Below are 15663 nucleotides of genomic sequence, written 5' to 3' on the forward strand. Positions count from 1 at the left end.
GGTCGTCACCACCTGTCCTCGACCGCCTCCACCCTCACCTCGCACGCCTCGTCCCCCCGGAGCGGCGACTTCGTCTCTTGCACCCGGAACCGCGTCCCCAGCTTGAACAGCGCGCCGTACGTCTCCGCGTCGATCGGCCGATCGGTCCCGAAATCCACCCGGTGCAGGAGCTGCATGATCGCGACCGCCGTCCCCTGTTGAAACAGGAGCCGACCCCGCGCCGTGGGGCCGTGCTTCATCGCGTAATACGCGCTCTCGTGCGTCATCGGCGCGCGCAGCACAAGCACCCGGCCCGGCTGGAACTCCGGCGCTGAGAGCGCCCCCCAGCCGAGCGCGCGGGCGAGCCCGAGGAGCTGCTCCAGGCGCTCGTGCTGGTCCCGGCCCACCGGGCCGCACGCCGCCTCGAACGACGCGGACGCGAGCATCCCCCCGAGCAGGTGGAACGCGCCCGTCTGCGCCGCCTCCCGCACGAGCGCCTCGAACACCGGGACCAGCTCCGGAGACCGCCGCTCGATGAGGTGCACCGTGTCGAACGTCTTCTGATGCACGTACCCCACCGGCAAGAGCGCCAGGTTCACGCCGTACGCGGAGATGAGGCCGCGCTCGTCGGCCCGGAGCGCCCCGAGCTCCTCGAGCATCGCGATCCCCGTGCGCCGCGCCCGCGCCGCGGCGCCGCCCTCGAACGCCCAGCTCACCCGCGCCGACTCGACCACCTTGCGCGTCAGCGCCTCGCCGAAGCGCGGCCGCTCCGACCGCCGCGTGAGCAGGAACGTGCAGACAGCGTCGCCCCGCGCGACGCACGTCACCTCGTCCGCGTCGAGCCGCCCCCAGTCGGAAGGGAACGCGAGGCTCGCCGCCGCCGCGCAGTAGCCGGACGCGAACGCGTCCATGACCATCCGGTTCTGGATCCGGCCGCCGTACTTCGCGAGGAAGCTCGTCCCGTGGAAGAGCGACGCGGCGTGCACCGCGCCGCCCTCCGCGCTGAGCTCGAACTGGAGCCGCCCCTGCCCCATCGCGGCGAACAGATCGGCCGCCAGCTCGAGCTTCTCCCGCGGCGAGGCGCCGTGGCGCTCGGCGTACAGGGGGCCGAGCAGCGCGTGCGCCGCCTCGAACGCGGCCTGCCGGCGCACACCGCGGCTCTCCCCGCCCAGCGCGTCGAAGATCGTCTGCTCCAGGAAGAGCGCGAAGTGGTGCGAGTGCGCGATCACGAGCTGATCCGCCACGTGGAGCAGGCAGTGCGGCTCGATCGGGCCGAGCAGATCGTCCAGCGGGCCCTCGACGCGGCCCCGCAGGCCTTGCCGGAGCGCCGTCACAGGAGCCTCCGCAGCGCGGCGCGCTCCAGGCCGAGGATGTCCGCCGCCGCCGTCTCGATGAGCACCACCGCCTCCGCGCCGAGCTCGTCCGGGTGCTCCAGCGCGAGCGGCGTCAGCCCGGCGCGCAGCGCGAGCCGCAGCCGCGCGACGTGCGGCTCCGGCGCGCGGGACTCGAGCAGCGCGAGCAGCCGCTCGGTCCGCGCGACCTCGGCCGACGGCGGCTCGACCGGCGGCGGCGCCCCGCTGCTCCGGCGCGACGGGATGCTGCTGGACGAGCCCCGCGGCGGCGCCGAGCGCGCGACCCCGCGCACGAGATCGTCCACCGTGTCGGCGCTGAGCGGATCCTCGAAGAGCCCCGGCGGGTCGCTCAGCATCTCCTCGGGCGGCTCCTCGAGCGGCAGCTCGGGCGCGAGCGTCGCGGCGAGCCGCTGCGCCACGAGCCGCGCCATGCCGAGCGGCATCGTGCCGTCGAACAGGCTCGCGACGACGCACGCGCGGACGCGCCGCAGGAGCACCGTCCTGCCGCTCAGCTCCAGGGTGACCACCGGGTCCGGCAGCTCGTCGGCGCGGCCCTGCGATCCGGGCGGCTTGCTCGACGCGCGCGCGCCGCGGCCGCGGCCCGACCGGGCCTGCGCCTCGCGCTCCGGGACGAGCCGCTGGGCGGCGAGCTGGCTCCCGAGGTACGCGTCGCGGAGCCCGGCGGCCACGTCCGCGGGCGAGAGCGGCGCGCCCTCGCGGACGAACACGGCGTGGACGCGCGCGTCGCTGAGGTGGAACACAACGATCGCATCGAGGCCGGCGACGCCGTAGCCGATGCTGTCGAGCGCGATCGGGGCGAGCGGATCGTCGTCGTCCAGCGCGCCCGCGATCGCCGTGAGCCCACGATCGAGCGAGGGCTCGCCGTGGTCCGCGCTCATCCGACGACCCCGATCGCGGCGTCGAGCGCGTGCTGGCACGCGATCCGCACGGCGTGCGCCTCGCGCGGCATGAGCGGGCTCGGGCGCATCAGGCCGACGATGTACGCGGCGGAGCGCACCTGGAACCCGATGAGCTGGAAGAACGGCCCGTCGCCGGCGCAGAGCTCGAAGCGCTGCGACGGGGCGCCGGGCAGCGCCGCCACGAGCGAGCCGATCGCCGACGCGATGAGGCCCGAGGCGGCGAGCCTCGCCTCCGTGTCGCGGATCGCGCCGGCGAACGGGAGCCCGGCGGCGTCCGCGAGGAACACGTCCGTCGCGCCGGTCGCCTCGGCGATCCACTCGATCACCCGCTCGCAGCGCGCGACAGGCCCGGCGGCGGAGAGGTCCGGGAAGCGCGGCGCGCGGCCCGCCGCGAGCGCGGCAATCGCGTCGTCGAGCCGCTCCGCGCGCCGCCCGGACACCGCCACGTACGAGGCCGACGAGGCGGGCGACGGCAGGTCGAGCGCCGCGCCGTGCCGCGAGTCGACGTCGTCGGCCGAGGGGGGCAGCGCGCTCCGGAGGCCGATCTCGCCGCTCGCGCCCGCGCTCGACAGGGGCAAGAGATCGCTCGACGGCGCGAGCTCCTCGAACGCCGGCGACAGCGGCGACATCGGCGGCGAGGAGATCGGCTCCGGCTCCGGCCGCGTGGGCGGCGGCCGCGACTCGAACGACACGAGCGGCGCGGCCGCGGGCGCGATCGACGGCGCCCGCGCCTTGCGGGGCCTCGGCCGCTTGACGAGCGCCGCGGCGGTGGCGACGGCGCCGTCGATGTCAAAGGAGGAGCGAGATCGGGCCATCGTCATCGTCCGGCGAGGTGGGCTCCAGGCGAACGAGCACGTCGTTCGCGAGCTGATCGAAGACCCGCGCGAGCGGCGGTGGCCGCTTCTGCATCAGCAGGAGCGGCGCCCCGCGGAGTGACGCCTCGAGGAACGCGCCGTCGCGCGGGATGACCGTGTCGAGGATGATCCCGTCGGGGAACCTGGTCCAGAGCGCCTCGGCGACGTCGAGCGACGCCGGCGCCTGTCGGTCGAACATCGACAGCACCATGCCGATGAGCGACAGGCGCGGGTTCTTCTCGGCGCGGATGCGGTCGATCACAGCGAGGAGCTGGCCGACCGAGCGGAGCGCCAGCGGCTCGGCCTGGAGCGGCATGAGCGCGTGCGTCGCCACCTCGAGCGCCCGCGTCGTGACCTTGCCGAGCCCCGCGGGGCAGTCGACGACGACGACGTCGAAGTCCGGCGCGAGCCGCGCGAGCACGCTGGGGAGCACGGGGGCGCGGGCGAGCGCGTCCTCGAAGCCCGCGACGGTCGTGGGGTCGACGCGGCCGACCGTGAGCACCTGGAGCTGCGGATCGCGCGTCCGGAGCAGCACCGACTCGAGGCGCTCGGCGCCCGTGAGCAGCTCCGCGATGCCCGCGCGCGCGCGGTCGGCGAGGCCCAGCGACAGCCCGAGGCTCCCCTGCGCGTCGACCTCGAGGATCAGCACGCGATGGCCGGCGCGCGCGAGGGCGAGCCCCAGGTTGAGGGAAATCGTGGTCTTTCCCACGCCGCCCTTCTGGCTCGCGACCGCAATGACGTACATGGGCTCCCTGACGGCGCACACCCCGGCGCCCGGGGCGCATCCTAACAGGACGGGCGCCGCAGGAAACCAGTGCCGCGCTCGGCGCCCCGCGGCGGGACGCCGAAGCGCAGGGCTACAGCAGCGAGATCCGCTTCATCAGCGTGCCGCACAGGTTGCTCTGCGGGTTGCGCTCGCGCTCGATGGTGAGGCCGGCGCGGAAGATCTTGTCGGCGCTATCGAGGTTGCCGAGCACCACGTGGCACAGCCCGAGGAGCTCGTGGTCGCCGGGATCGCCGTGGATCGAGACGAGCTCCGTCAGGGCGGGCACCGCGGCGCGGTGGGCCTCGATCATCGCGTCGGTCGGCGTCGACGGGACGCCCTTGGCGAGGATCATGAGCCGCAGCACCTGCCGCTGGTCCTCGGGCCGGTGCTTGAGAAACTCGGGCTTCTGAAAGAGATCGCGGTACCCCCGGTAGGCGGCGTCGAGATCGCCGCTACGCGCAAGGGTGACGATGGACTTGACCGCCTGGACGAGCGCCTCATTGGCCATGACGAGACGATACACGGGCCCGCGCCGCGCGGGGAAGACGCCGCTGCGCCGCCGCGACGCCAGCGCTTCCGTCGCCGGCGAGCGAGGGCGCTGCGCTTGCGGCGCCGCTGTGCGCCGTGGTAGTCGCGTGGGGCTCTCTCACCCATGCGCGCGTCTGGAGCAGAAGCAGGGACAGCGAGGCCTCGCGCCGGCGCGCGGCGCACGTCCGCTCTGGAGGGCGCCGCAGAGTTCGCCGCTCGTGCATCGAAGCGATCTGCCGTGTCGAGGAGCCGCTGGGTGTTCGCCTGCTGTCTGTGGACCAGCGCCGTCGTCGCGCTCGCCGCGCCGTCGGCGCTCGCGCAGCCCGGCGCGGCCGCGCCGCCGCAGATCCTCGAGCACGTCGACCCGGTGTACCCGCCCGAGCGGCTCGCCGAGGGCGTCGACACGACGGTCACGCTGTTCGTCACGGTCGAGAAGGACGGCGCTGTCAGCGACGCGGCCGTCGCCGAGTCGGGCGGCGCGGGGTTCGACGAGGCCGCCCTGAACGCCGCGCGGCGGTGGCGCTTCTCTCCGGCCATGCGCGACGGCGCGCCGGTGCGGGCGCGGATCCGCGTGCCGTTCCACTTCGCGCCGGGCCCGCACGAGGCGCCGCCCGAGCCGGCGCCGGCGACGCCCGAGCAGCCGGCGGCGTCCCCGGCGCCCGCGCCCGCGCCCGAGGCGCCGAGGCCCGTTGAGTTCGCCGGGGGCGTCGCGGGCCCGCACGCGGTGGCCGAGCCCGGCAAGCCGATCGAGATCCACGTGCAGGGCCGCCCGAACCCGCCCCGGCGCGCGTCGAGCGATTTCCGGATCGGCCGCGCCGCGCTCTCCGCCGCGCCGCACGCGACCGCGGCCGACCTCCTGCGCACCGCGCCCGGCGTGCACGTGGCGCACCCCGAGGGCGAGGCGGTCGCGCAGCGCATCTTCCTCCGCGGCTTCGACGCGGAGCACGGCCAGGACGTCGAGCTCCGGGTCGGGCCGATCCCGCTGAACCAGCGCTCGCACGTGCACGGCCAGGGCTACGGGGACCTCAACGTGATCATCCCGGAGGTCGTGCGGTCGCTCCGCGTCGTCGAGGGCGTGTACGACCCGCAGCAGGGCGATTTCGCTGTCGCGGGCAGCGCGTACTTCGACCTCGGCGTGGAGGATCGCGGGCTCCTGCTCAAGGGGACGCTCGGCTCGTTCGGCGCGCGGCGGCTGCTCGCGATCTGGGCGCCGGAGGCGCAGTCGGAGGACACGTTCGGGGCCGCCGCGGTGCGCGCGACCGACGGCTTCGGCGACGGCACGCGGGGGGCGATCTCGGGCGCCGCGGTCGGCCAGTACAGGATGCCGCTGCCGGACGAGTACTCGCTGCTGATCCACGTCGCGGCCCACGGCAGCCGCGCGAACCTCGCGGGCGTGCTCCGGCGGGACGACATCGAGGCGGGGCGCGTCGGCTTCCACGACGCGTACCGCGACCCGTCGGCCCGCTCGCAGTCGGCCGCGTCGACCCGGCTCCAGGTGGCGCTGTCCGCGGAGCGGGCGGACGACGACGGGTCCCAGAAGAGCGCGTGGCTCTGGGCGATGACGTCCGGGTACCGGAGCCGGATGAACTTCACCGGCTACACGCAGCGCTCGCGCGAGCGGCCCACCTGGGCCGGCCGGGGCGATCTCATCGAGCAGTCGAACGAGGACGCCGCGCTCGGCGGGGGGCTCGCCTACCGCACGCCGCGCGCCCCGCTCGCGTCGTGGCTCCACGGCCAGGTGGCCGTCGGGGCCGAGGTGCAGACCGACGGCATCGAGCAGGCGCAGAGCCTCCTCCAGCCGCCGCAGAACGAGACATGGGACCGGCGCGTCGACGCGTCGATCCGGCTGACCGGGATCGGCGTGCACGGCGACGCGCTGCTCGAGCTGTCGCGCTGGGCGCGCCTGCGCGGCGGCGCCCGCGCGGACGTGCTCGTCTTCGACGTGGACGACCGCCTCGGCAACTTCATCCCGGCGTTCCAGAAGGAGACGCACATCCAGGGGTTCCGGCGCACGGCGGCGGGCGTGGCGTTCGGCCCGCGGGCCACGCTGGAGGTCGATCCGCTGCCCGCGCTGCGCCTCTCCGCCGCGTACGGCCACGGCTACCGCTCCCCGCAGGCGCGGCAGCTCGAGGAGGGCGAGAACGCGCCGTTCGCGACAGTGAAGAGCTACGAGGTCGGCGCGACGGTGCGCCCCGGCGGGGGCCTCAGCGCGACGGCGGCCGCCTACGAGACGCGCCTCTCCTACGATCTCGCGTTCGACGCGGCCGAGGGCGGGCTCGCGCGCATCGGCCCGACGACGCGCCGCGGGGTCGTCGTCTACCTGCAGGCGTCGCCGAGCCCGGCGCTGACCGCGGGCGTCAGCGCGACCCTGGCCCACGCCACGCTGGACGCGCCGCCCCCGCCGACGCCCGAGAGCCCGACGCCGCCGTACGTCGAGGGGCAGCAGCTCCCGTTCGTGCCGCCCGTCGTGGTGCGCGCCGATCTGTCGGTGAAGCGGCCGCTCGCCACGATCGCGGGCCGTCCGATCGAGGGGCGGCTCGGCTACGGCGCGACGTTCCTCTCGGCGCGGCCGCTGCCCTACGCGCAGAGCGCCGCGCCGGTCCTCGTGATGGACGCCTCGCTGTCGCTCCGGCGGAGCCTGCGGGCGGGCGGCGACCCCGCGCAGGAGGGCCCGTGGATCGAGGTCGGCGTGGAGGCGCAGAACCTGCTCGACGCGGAGCACGCGGACACCGAGTACTCGTTCGTCTCGAACTGGCAGACAACGCCGGTGCCCTCGGCGCTTCCGGCCCGGCACATCAGCGCGGGGCCGCCGCTCACGGTCCTCGGCAACGTGACCCTCTCGCTATGAACGATCGCCGCGCTCGTCACGATGGCCAGGGCCGCCCCGCCGCGCGCGGCCTGCTCGCGCTCGCGCTCGCGTTCTCCGTGGCGCCGCCGGCGCTCCTCGGCTGCGCCGGCACCGGCCAGCCGGAGGTCTCGTACCTCGCGTACGCCGAGGCCGCGCCGCCCGGGGAGATCGCGGCCGGCGGCTGGACGGTCGCGCTCGACGAGGCGGCGGTGGCGTTCGGACCGGTCCAGTTCTGCGCGGCCGCGTCCGGCTCGGCGACGCTGTGCAGCACCGCGATCGCCGAGCTGCTCTCGATCGCGCAGGTCGATCTGCTCGCCCCGGAGCCGCAGCCGCTCGGTCGGGTCCGCGGCTTCGAGGGGGAGATCCGGAGCGCGTCGTTCGACTACGGCATCCACTGGTTCCTGACCGAGTCGGCGCCGGCGCGATCACCCGCGGCGCCCGGGGGGCGCTCGGCCCACCTGCGCGGGCGCGCGACGCGGGGCGACGACGTGCTCGAGTTCGTGGCCGACGTCGACGCGGTGCCGCAGTTCCAGGGGCAGCGCGCCGTCCCGAGCGTCGCGGCCGCGGCGATCGTCGGCGCCGAGCCGGTGCGCCTCGCCGTCCGCTTCGACGTGGGCGCGTGGCTCGCGCGGGTCGATTTCGACGCGGTGCTCGAGGGCGCCGGGGGCGAGGGCGGGACGACCGAGGCGGTGATCGCGCCGGGGTCGCGCGCGCACAACGCGCTGGTGATCGCCATGACGGCGCAGAGCCCGCCGGAGTTCGTCTGGTCGGAGGCGCCGTGAGGGGGCGCCGCGGCGCGGTCGCCGGCGCGACCGCGCGTGGGCCTGCGTCCGGCCCGCGCGACGGGCGGCGCGCCGGTGCGCGCTCGTCCGGAGTCTTCGACGACAGAGGAGCCAGAATCATGGGAGCGAGAGAGACAGGGGTGCTGGTCGCGGCGTGCGCGCTCGCGCTTGTCGCGGGGTGCGGCGGTGAGGACGGCGCGGGGTCCGGGACAGGCACCGTGCAGATCTTCGTCGAGCCGGAGGACTCCATCCCCGAGGGGCTCGAGCCGGGCACGGGGGAGGAGAACATCGCGGACGGCTGGCGGGTCACGTACGACAGGTTCCTCGTGACGGTCGGCAACGTGCGCGCGGCGCGCTCGGACGCGCAGGAGACGCTGAACGATCCCTCGGTGTTCGTGCTCGACCTCAAGAACGCGCCGGCCACGAGGTACGTGATCGCGGAGTTCGAGGGCGTGAGCGCGGTGCGCTGGGACCGCTTCGGGTTCGACCTCCCGAACGCGCGGGAGGGGGTGAAGTCGCTGTCGCCCACCTCGGAGGGCGACGTGGCGATGATGGTCGAGAACGGCTACTCGGTGTTCTTCGAGGGGTCGATCGAGAAGGAGGGCGGCGAGTCGTGCCCGCGCGGCGAGGCGTGCGTCCCCGCGGAGAAAGTGCGCTTCAGCTGGGGTCTCTCGGCCGGGACGTCGTTCGACGACTGCGCGACCGAGGACGAGCTGACCGGGTTCAGCGTGCCGACCGGCGGCACGATCGCGGTGAAGCCGACCATCCACGGCGATCACTGGTTCTTCAACAACATCACGGCGGGCGCGGAGATCACGAAGCGCCATGCGCAGTACATCGCCGACAGCGACATCGACGGCGACGGCGAGACGACGATCGAGGAGCTCAAGGAGGTGAAGGTCGCCGAGGTCTTCGGCGAGGACTACAACCTCGGCGGCGCGCTCGGGGTGATCGAGACGGCGTACGACTACGTCGTCGCGCAGGCGCGCACGCTCGGCGATTTCCAGGGCGACGGCGAGTGCCCGACGCGCGCGGTGCTGCCGTGACGGGCTGAGGGCGGGTGGCCGCGCCGGTCATGACGGCCGGCCCGGCGCGCCGCATCAGAGGCGGTAGACGCCTTGGCTCTTGTGCTTGATGACGGCCAGCACGCCTCGATCCGTCCATCGATCAACTTGCTCGTGCGCCTTCCATATTCCGCCTCCGCGGGACTCGCGATCCTCGGTGCCGTCCTGGCATCGGCCTGCCGGCGCCGGTGGCGGCGACACGAGACGTTGCGCCTCACAGCGCCTCCCCTCCTGGACCCAATCGGAGATCCTGAAGGCCAGGGCCTTGCCCCCTGATCGTCTCGCTGACGGTACGGGACAGCCATACGGACAATCTTGCCGTGTCGGATCAGGTGAGTGCCCATGGAGACGACTGGCACGGGTTTCCGGCTGTTCCTCGACGCCCCGACGCTCACCTACCGCGCCTCGTGCTCGCGCCAGAACGCGATCGCCTCGTCCAGGTAAATCTCCCTCGCGCCGTGGCCGACCGGGTGCTCGGCGACGCGCACGGGCCAGCCCGCGCCGCGCAGCACGCCGGCGAGGGCGCGGGCCGAGCGGCCCACCGTGTCGTGGGAGCCGAAGCCGATGTAGAACGGCCGGGGCTCGAGCGTCGCGAGCTCGGGCGTCGCCTGGCCTCCCCCGCCGGACATGGCGCCATAGCCGTCGGCGACGACGCCGCCGCGCAGCGCGAGCGCCGCGGCGAAGAACGCGCCCGACGACGAGCCGGCGACGTACACGCGCGCGAACGGCGCGCCGGCGATCTCCTCGAGCCTCCGCCGCTTCTCCGCGAACGTCGCCGCGAACGCCGCGGCGTGCTTCTCGTACGCGGGGCCGCCCGTCGGCCAGCCCCACCAGCGCGCGTACCCCTTCGGCGCGAGGCCGACCTTGCCGCGCGGCATCAGCGCGGCGACGCCCGCGCGCCGGGAAGCGCGCGACACGACCGTCTCGAAGTTGGTCTTCTGCTGGCTGTCCTTCCCCGGCGGGACGATCCCGTGGAGGTAGATGAGCAACGCGCGGGTCGGCGCGTCGGGCAGCACGTAGCAGGTCTCCTCGTCGAGCGCGTCGACCCCGTCGATGCACCAGTCCGTCTCGACCCGCGGCGGGCGCGCTCGAGGCCACGGCGCCTGCTCGGGCTGCGCGCTCGCCGCTGCAGGGACGACCGGGGGCGGCGGCGGCGCCGGGGCGGGCTCCGCCCGCGCGGGCACGGCCCCGTCGTGCGCCAGCGCAGGCCTGCTCCTCGGCGCGTCCGCCGCGCTGTTGCACGCGCAGGGGACGACCACGAGCGCGGCGAAGAGCCGCGCGATCCGCCCGCCGGACGCCGCGCCGTTCATCGAACCTCGAGGCGACGCTCCGGCCGGCCCATCACCCCGCCCGCGCGTCGCTCACCGCGATCAGCGCCCCGAGCGCCGCCGCGCACACGGTCTCGGTGCGCAGCGTCAGCGTGCCGAGGCGCGCGCGCTCGAACCCGAGCGCCGCGCACACGCCGAGCTCCTCCGGCGTGAAGCCGCCCTCCGGACCGACGGCGAACGCCGCCTCCATGCCCGGCGTGAGCGCCGCGAGCCGCGCGCCGAGCGGCGTCTCCGCGTACGGGTCCAGGCACATCCCCAGCGCGCCCCCGCCGGTCGACGGCGCCGCCCGCGCCTCCGCGAGCGCCGCCGCGAGGCTCATCGGCGCGTCCACCCGCGGCGCGTCCCCGCGGCCGCACTGGCGCGCCGCCTCCACCGCGATCCGGCGCCAGCGCTGGACCCTGTCCTCCACGGGCCGCGCCACGCTGCGCGCCGAGATCGCCGGGATGATCCGCGTCGCCCCGAGCTCTGTCGCGTCGCGCACCACCGCGTCCATCTTGTCGCCCTTGCCGACCGCCTGGATCCACGTCACCCGCCGCCCGGGCCGCAGCGCCGCCGGGCGGGGCGCCTCGATCCGCGCCTCCGCGCTGCGCCGGCCGATCGACTCGAGCGTCGCGTCCGCCTCGACCCCGAGCTCCGGATCGAAAACGACGAAGCGGTCCCCCTCGCGCAGGCGGTGCACCCGCACCACGTAGCTCGCCGCCTCCGGCGGCAGCGCGATCACGCCGGCCGCGATCGATCCGAGCGGCACCCGCAAGAGCCCCGGGCCGCTCATCCCGGCGAGGGCGCCGCGCCGCCCGGCACAGGAGCGCGGAACAGGAGCGCCACCCACCCCTCGCCGCCCGCGTCGCCCCGCCCCGCCGGCCGCGCCGCGCCCCGCTCGCCGCGCGGCGACGCAGGATCCGGGCGGGTCGCGACGTGCTCGAGCGGCAGCGCTGTGTACCGCGCCACCAGGTCGTCGCGCTCGCTCTCGAGGATGCCCGACAGGATCAGCCGGCCGCCCGGCTCGAGCACGCGCGCGAGCTCCGGCGCCAGCGGCCGGAGCACCCGCGCCTCGATGTTCGCGACGACCCACGGGAACCGCCGCGTCACCGCCTCGACAACGCCGGCGCTCGCGTCGACGCGGCCCTCGAGGCCGTTGCGCGCCGCGTTCTCGCGGACCACCTCGATCACGTCGTCGTCGTTGTCGATCGCCACCGCCCGCTCCGCGCCGAGCAGCAGCGCGACCAGCGCGAGGATGCCGCTGCCCGTGCCCACGTCGAGGATCTCGCGGCCGCGGAGCTCCGCGGCGTGCTCGTCGAGGAGCTCCGCGACGAGCGCGGTCGTCGCGTGGAGGCCCGTGCCGAACGCCCTCCCCGGCTCGAGCAGGAGCGCCCGCTCGCCCTCGCCGCGCGGCGCGTGCGGGGCCCACGGCGGCACGACCGTGATCGTGGGCGTCAGCGCGAACGGCGCGAAGTGCTCCTTCCACGCGTCGCGCCACGCGTCGCCCACCACCTCCTCGAGCCGCGCGACGCGCGGCGGATCGAGCTCCGCGAGGGTCGCGATCGCGGCGTTCGCCTCGTCGTGATCCTCGAAGCTCGCGACGAGCGTCACCTGGCCGGAGAGGGCGCCGCGCACGAGCGTCTGCTCGTCGCGCTGCTCCACGCCGGTGGCGCCCAGCTCGAAGAGCGCGGCGGCGATCTCGTCGGCCTCCGGCTCGGGTACATCGACTGCGACGAACGGGTATCGAGGCTCCACGTGGCTTGCTCCGTGACGGGCCGCCGGCCTGAAGAGCGGCGGCGGCGCGGGCGGGAGCCTAACGAAGATCCCGCGCGGCGGGGCCGCCGATCGCGCGGAACCGCTGGAGGAACCGGAGCATTTCGGCGCTCCACCGCCGTTGCTCCCCCCGAGTTACGCCGCGCTAACGTCCCACGTAGCGGCGCCGCGACGGGACCGAGACGAGCACCTCGCCGCGCGACGCCGGCGGGGGCACGCGCTCGCCGTCGTGGAGCACCATCGCCGTGAGGCGGCCGCCGTACACGGCGCCCGTGTCGATCCCGGTCGCCCACGCGTGCATCTGCGGCTCGCTCCGCGCGTTGTGCCCGAACACAACGTGCGGCGGGCCCTGGTAGGTCTGGCCCCACAGCGTCTTGCCCCCGCGGCGCTCGACCGGCTCGCCGTAGCGGCCGAGGCAGCGCACGTACATCAACGTGTGCGGGTCCTGCCGCTCGATCGGCAACCCGGGGATCAGGCCCGCATGCACGACGCGCAGCCCGTGCTCCGGCAGATCCAGCCAGTACGGCAGCGTCTCGAGCCAGGCCCAGTCGCGCTTGCGGAGCTGCTGCGCGGTCTCCTTCGAGAGCTCGCCCAGCGGCTCGCCGCGCGGATCGCTGCGCCCCGCGCGCCAGCGGAGCAGCCGGTCCTCGTGGTTGCCCCGCACCGAGATCGCGCCGAGCTCCCGGAGCAGGTCGAGCGTTCCGCACGGATCCGGACCGCGCACGATCATATCGCCGACCATGACGACCCGGTCGCCCGGCGCGAAGCCGACGTGCTCGATCAGCCGCGCCAGCTCATCCCGGCAGCCGTGAACGTCACCGATGATGATCGTGCGCGGCATCTCACACCCAAGGTAGCAGGGACGCCCGGTCCAGGGGGCCCCGAGGCCCCGACCTCCCGCGCGCAGCACGACAGCGCGGCCCCCCCCGCCCGGCGAACGCCCGCCGCTCCCGGGCGCCCCGAGCAGCGGTTTTCCCTGAAATTCCGGACACCTGGACGCGCATCGCCGCCAGGCGACCGGGCTCATCGGCGCCGGAGACGCTGTCGCCGCGCGGGCGCGCGGCGACAGGGGCTCCAGTCAGGAACGTTACGGGGAGTCGATCTTGGCGCGCTTCGGGATCACCACGATCCCACCCTCGCTGACGAACCACTTCTTGCGGTCCTCCTCGAGGTTGAAGCCGATCTCGGCGCCCGCGGGGATCTCGACGTCCTTGTCGATGATGCAGCGGCGGAGCTTGACGTGGCGCCCGATCTTCACGTCCTCGAACAGCACGCACTCCTCGATGTGGCTGAACGAGTTCACGCGCACCCGGTTCGAGAGCACGCTCCGGTGGATCCGGCCGCCGGAGATGATGCACCCGAGCGAGACGAGGCTGTCCGTCGCGATGCCGACGCGCGCGTTCGCCTCGTCGCGGAACACGAACTTGGCGGGCGGGTCGTGGCTGATGCCCGTCCGGATCGGCCAGCGCGGGTTGTAGAAATTGAACGCCGGCTGGATGCTGACCAGATCCATCTGCGCCGCCCAGTACGCGTCGATCGTCCCGATGTCGCGCCAGTAGCCCGCGCCCTCGTCCTCGCCGGGGACGAGGTTCTCGTGGAAATCGTAGACGTAGACGCGGCTGCCGCTCTGGACCATCCGCGGGATGATGTCGCGCCCGAAGTCGTGCGCGCTGTCCTCCGTCGCGGCGTCCTGCTCGAGGACGTCGAGCAGCGCCGGGGTCTTGAAGATGTAGTTGCCCATCGAGGCGAGGCACATGCCCGGCCTGCCCGGCATGCTCGGCGGATCCTGCACCTTCTCGTGGAAGGCGAGGATGCGCCCCGCCTCGTCGCACTCGATGACGCCGAAGGAGCGGGCCTCCTCCTTCGTCACCGGGATGGCCGCCACCGTCACCTCGGCGTCGCGCGACAGGTGCTCGTGCAGCATCTGGCGCACGTCCATCTTGTAGACGTGATCGCCGCCGAAGATGCAGAGGTGCTCGGGCGACTCGTCCGTGATGACGTGCTGGGTCTGGTAGACGGCGTCCGCCGACCCCTTGAACCAGCTCTTGCCCGTGCGCTGCTGCGCCGGGACGGTCTCGATGAAGCTGTCGAGCATCGGCGACAGGCGCCAGGCTCGGGCGATGTGCTCGTCTAGCGACGCGCTCTTGTACTGCGTGAGGATCTTGATTCGGTGCAGGCCGGAGTTGACGAAGTTCGAGAGGACGATGTCGATGATCCGGTAGCGGCCTCCGAACGGCACGGCTGGCTTCGCCCGATCGTGCGTGAGGGGGCCGAGCCGACGGCCTTCACCGCCAGCGAGGATCATCACCAAAACCTTCGACGCTTCGAAAGCGGCGCGCAGGGTCGTCTCGCGCATGGGACGCAGAGGGTACTCGATCGGTGTTGCCAGCGCGAAGAGCGGAAACGCGCCCTCCGCGCATTCGAGGCGATCCGGGGCGCCGGGAGCGCCGCGCGGAGGCCAGCGGCACCGCGCCGGCGAGCGCCGCGCCCCGCGATCGGGCTCCTCCCGCGCGGCCTCTCGCCGCGGCGCGGCGGCGGGCGCTGTCGGCCAGGTCGCCGCTCGCCGCTTGCTGAAGCGCAGGGGACGTTTCCGTTTCTCTTTACGATCCGCTCGCGGCCGTGTTAGCCGTTTTCGCCGCCACGCGCGCATGCGAGAGGCGCCTGATCCGCGCGCGGCGCACCGCTGTCCGAGGGCTACTCCAGCGCTGGATCTTTCCTGCTGGCGCGCCCGTCACGTTGACCTTTGGAGATGCCATGAACGTCCGATTCGGTCGAACCCTCGCCGCCGCTGTCCTCCTCGTCGCGGGCACTTCAGGGTGCGGAACGGACGAGCAGCCGTACCAGCCCAAGCCTGCGTTCAGCGGCCGCAAGCCGAACCTCCCCGCGGTGCCGACGCTGCCCGCGAAGAACAAGAAGCAAGGCGACGCCTACACGGTCTGGGGCGTCACGCACGATCTCCGGAGCCGCGTCCACTTCGAGGACGTCAACGGCAAGAAGCTCTCGATCATCGGCTACATCGTCAAGACGAACCTCGCGGACGCGCCGACCTGCGCCGTGCACAAGACCGGCAAGGCCGACCCGCCGGACTGCAAGGCGCCGGTCCCGAGCTTCGCGATCGCCGACGAGAAGGGCGAGACGAAGGACGTGATCGAGGTGATGGGCTGGGCCTCGAACTTCGCGCAGATCTACAGCATGATCGAGGCGATCGACAAAGCCCCGCGCGGCAAGGAGGGCGAGGCCAAGCTCACGGACGAGTTCTGGGGCCAGGAGATGCCGAACCCGATCCCGGCCGTCGGCGCGAAGGTGAAGGTCACCGGCACCTACGGCGTGACGTTCACGAAGTCGACGGGCGGCGCGGCCGCCAACCCGAAGTACGGCATCATGTCGGTCGAGCAGATCGAGTACCTCGAGCCGCCGACCGAGAAGGCCACCCTCCCCGGCATGAAGCGGCGCCCCTGACGCCCCCGCGCGCGGCGGCCCGCGGAGGGCC

Annotated in this window: 14 protein-coding genes; 4 read left to right on the top strand and 10 right to left on the bottom strand. The window is 74.2% G+C overall.

Going from position 1 to position 15663, the window contains the following annotated elements:
* Positions 1 to 5: 5 nt before the first annotated feature.
* The 5 genes from WMF42_RS34885 to WMF42_RS34905 form a co-directional block, all read right to left on the bottom strand.
* Positions 6 to 1313 (bottom strand): hypothetical protein, encoded by a 1308-nt coding sequence (locus WMF42_RS34885; RefSeq protein WP_437687322.1) that lies wholly within the window; start codon positions 1311 to 1313, stop codon positions 6 to 8.
* The gene (locus WMF42_RS34890; RefSeq protein WP_061611600.1) at positions 1310 to 2230 is read right to left on the bottom strand and encodes a hypothetical protein; all 921 of its coding nucleotides are present in this window, start codon (positions 2228 to 2230) and stop codon (positions 1310 to 1312) included. The genes WMF42_RS34885 and WMF42_RS34890 overlap by 4 nt, the downstream gene beginning before the upstream one ends.
* Positions 2227 to 3066, bottom strand: coding sequence for a hypothetical protein (locus WMF42_RS34895; RefSeq protein ID WP_437687324.1), 840 nt, complete (start codon positions 3064 to 3066; stop codon positions 2227 to 2229). Before WMF42_RS34895 ends, WMF42_RS34890 begins: the two co-directional genes overlap by 4 nt.
* The gene (locus tag WMF42_RS34900) at positions 3041 to 3850 is read right to left on the bottom strand and encodes a ParA family protein (protein ID WP_061611598.1); all 810 of its coding nucleotides are present in this window, start codon (positions 3848 to 3850) and stop codon (positions 3041 to 3043) included. Before WMF42_RS34900 ends, WMF42_RS34895 begins: the two co-directional genes overlap by 26 nt.
* Before the next feature lie 112 nt (positions 3851 to 3962).
* Positions 3963 to 4379 (bottom strand): hypothetical protein, encoded by a 417-nt coding sequence (locus WMF42_RS34905; RefSeq protein WP_061611597.1) that lies wholly within the window; start codon positions 4377 to 4379, stop codon positions 3963 to 3965.
* 276 nt (positions 4380 to 4655) lie between these two features.
* On the opposite strand from WMF42_RS34905, the gene WMF42_RS34910 reads away from it, so the two are divergent.
* The 3 genes from WMF42_RS34910 to WMF42_RS34920 all read left to right on the top strand — a co-directional run bounded on the left by WMF42_RS34910 (position 4656) and on the right by WMF42_RS34920 (position 9075).
* Positions 4656 to 7247 (top strand): TonB family protein, encoded by a 2592-nt coding sequence (locus WMF42_RS34910; protein WP_437687326.1) that lies wholly within the window; start codon positions 4656 to 4658, stop codon positions 7245 to 7247.
* The gene (locus WMF42_RS34915) at positions 7244 to 8029 is read left to right on the top strand and encodes a hypothetical protein (protein ID WP_061611595.1); all 786 of its coding nucleotides are present in this window, start codon (positions 7244 to 7246) and stop codon (positions 8027 to 8029) included. Before WMF42_RS34910 ends, WMF42_RS34915 begins: the two co-directional genes overlap by 4 nt.
* A 119-nt stretch (positions 8030 to 8148) precedes the next feature.
* Entirely contained in the window at positions 8149 to 9075 is a 927-nt protein-coding gene (locus WMF42_RS34920) for a hypothetical protein (RefSeq protein ID WP_061611594.1), read from the top strand.
* 413 nt (positions 9076 to 9488) lie between these two features.
* Here WMF42_RS34920 and WMF42_RS34925 read toward each other — a convergent pair whose 3' ends face one another.
* The 5 genes from WMF42_RS34925 to glgC form a co-directional block, all read right to left on the bottom strand.
* Positions 9489 to 10403, bottom strand: a complete 915-nt coding sequence (locus tag WMF42_RS34925) for a hypothetical protein (RefSeq protein ID WP_437687327.1) — start codon at positions 10401 to 10403, stop codon at positions 9489 to 9491.
* 31 nt (positions 10404 to 10434) lie between these two features.
* Positions 10435 to 11193: an RsmE family RNA methyltransferase gene (locus tag WMF42_RS34930; RefSeq protein ID WP_437687329.1), complete on the bottom strand. Its 759-nt coding sequence runs from the start codon at positions 11191 to 11193 to the stop codon at positions 10435 to 10437.
* Positions 11190 to 12155 carry a 50S ribosomal protein L11 methyltransferase gene (locus tag WMF42_RS34935; protein ID WP_061611591.1) on the bottom strand — a complete coding sequence of 322 codons (966 nt, stop codon included), beginning with the start codon at positions 12153 to 12155 and terminating at the stop codon, positions 11190 to 11192. Before WMF42_RS34935 ends, WMF42_RS34930 begins: the two co-directional genes overlap by 4 nt.
* Positions 12156 to 12318: 163 nt before the next feature.
* Complete coding sequence (locus WMF42_RS34940) at positions 12319 to 13014, bottom strand: metallophosphoesterase (protein ID WP_061611590.1); 696 nt, start codon at positions 13012 to 13014, stop codon at positions 12319 to 12321.
* A gap of 246 nt (positions 13015 to 13260) precedes the next feature.
* Positions 13261 to 14529: a glucose-1-phosphate adenylyltransferase gene (gene glgC / locus WMF42_RS34945; protein WP_061611589.1), complete on the bottom strand. Its 1269-nt coding sequence runs from the start codon at positions 14527 to 14529 to the stop codon at positions 13261 to 13263.
* Positions 14530 to 14927: 398 nt separating this feature from the next.
* Here glgC and WMF42_RS34950 point away from each other — a divergent pair, with 398 nt between their 5' ends.
* Entirely contained in the window at positions 14928 to 15632 is a 705-nt protein-coding gene (locus tag WMF42_RS34950) for a hypothetical protein (protein WP_061611588.1), read from the top strand.
* The last annotated feature ends 31 nt before the right edge of the window (positions 15633 to 15663 follow it).

Origin of the sequence: Sorangium sp. So ce176 (assembly GCF_051519835.1) — a bacterium.
Classification (GTDB): domain Bacteria; phylum Myxococcota_A; class Polyangia; order Polyangiales; family Polyangiaceae; genus Sorangium; species Sorangium cellulosum_G.

What these genes read in the sequence shown, in the direction of transcription:
- WMF42_RS34895 (WP_437687324.1), bottom strand. Translation starts at nt 3,066, where the DNA reads ATGGCCCGATCTCGCTCCTCCTTTGACATCGACGGCGCCGTCGCCACC.
- WMF42_RS34905 (WP_061611597.1), bottom strand. Translation starts at nt 4,379, where the DNA reads ATGGCCAATGAGGCGCTCGTCCAGGCGGTCAAGTCCATCGTCACCCTT.
- WMF42_RS34940 (WP_061611590.1), bottom strand. Translation starts at nt 13,014, where the DNA reads ATGCCGCGCACGATCATCATCGGTGACGTTCACGGCTGCCGGGATGAG.
- WMF42_RS34925 (WP_437687327.1), bottom strand. Translation starts at nt 10,403, where the DNA reads ATGAACGGCGCGGCGTCCGGCGGGCGGATCGCGCGGCTCTTCGCCGCG.
- WMF42_RS34915 (WP_061611595.1), top strand. Translation starts at nt 7,244, where the DNA reads ATGAACGATCGCCGCGCTCGTCACGATGGCCAGGGCCGCCCCGCCGCG.
- WMF42_RS34890 (WP_061611600.1), bottom strand. Translation starts at nt 2,230, where the DNA reads ATGAGCGCGGACCACGGCGAGCCCTCGCTCGATCGTGGGCTCACGGCG.
- WMF42_RS34900 (WP_061611598.1), bottom strand. Translation starts at nt 3,850, where the DNA reads ATGTACGTCATTGCGGTCGCGAGCCAGAAGGGCGGCGTGGGAAAGACC.
- WMF42_RS34930 (WP_437687329.1), bottom strand. Translation starts at nt 11,193, where the DNA reads ATGAGCGGCCCGGGGCTCTTGCGGGTGCCGCTCGGATCGATCGCGGCC.
- WMF42_RS34920 (WP_061611594.1), top strand. Translation starts at nt 8,149, where the DNA reads ATGGGAGCGAGAGAGACAGGGGTGCTGGTCGCGGCGTGCGCGCTCGCG.
- WMF42_RS34950 (WP_061611588.1), top strand. Translation starts at nt 14,928, where the DNA reads ATGAACGTCCGATTCGGTCGAACCCTCGCCGCCGCTGTCCTCCTCGTC.
- glgC (WP_061611589.1), bottom strand. Translation starts at nt 14,529, where the DNA reads ATGCGCGAGACGACCCTGCGCGCCGCTTTCGAAGCGTCGAAGGTTTTG.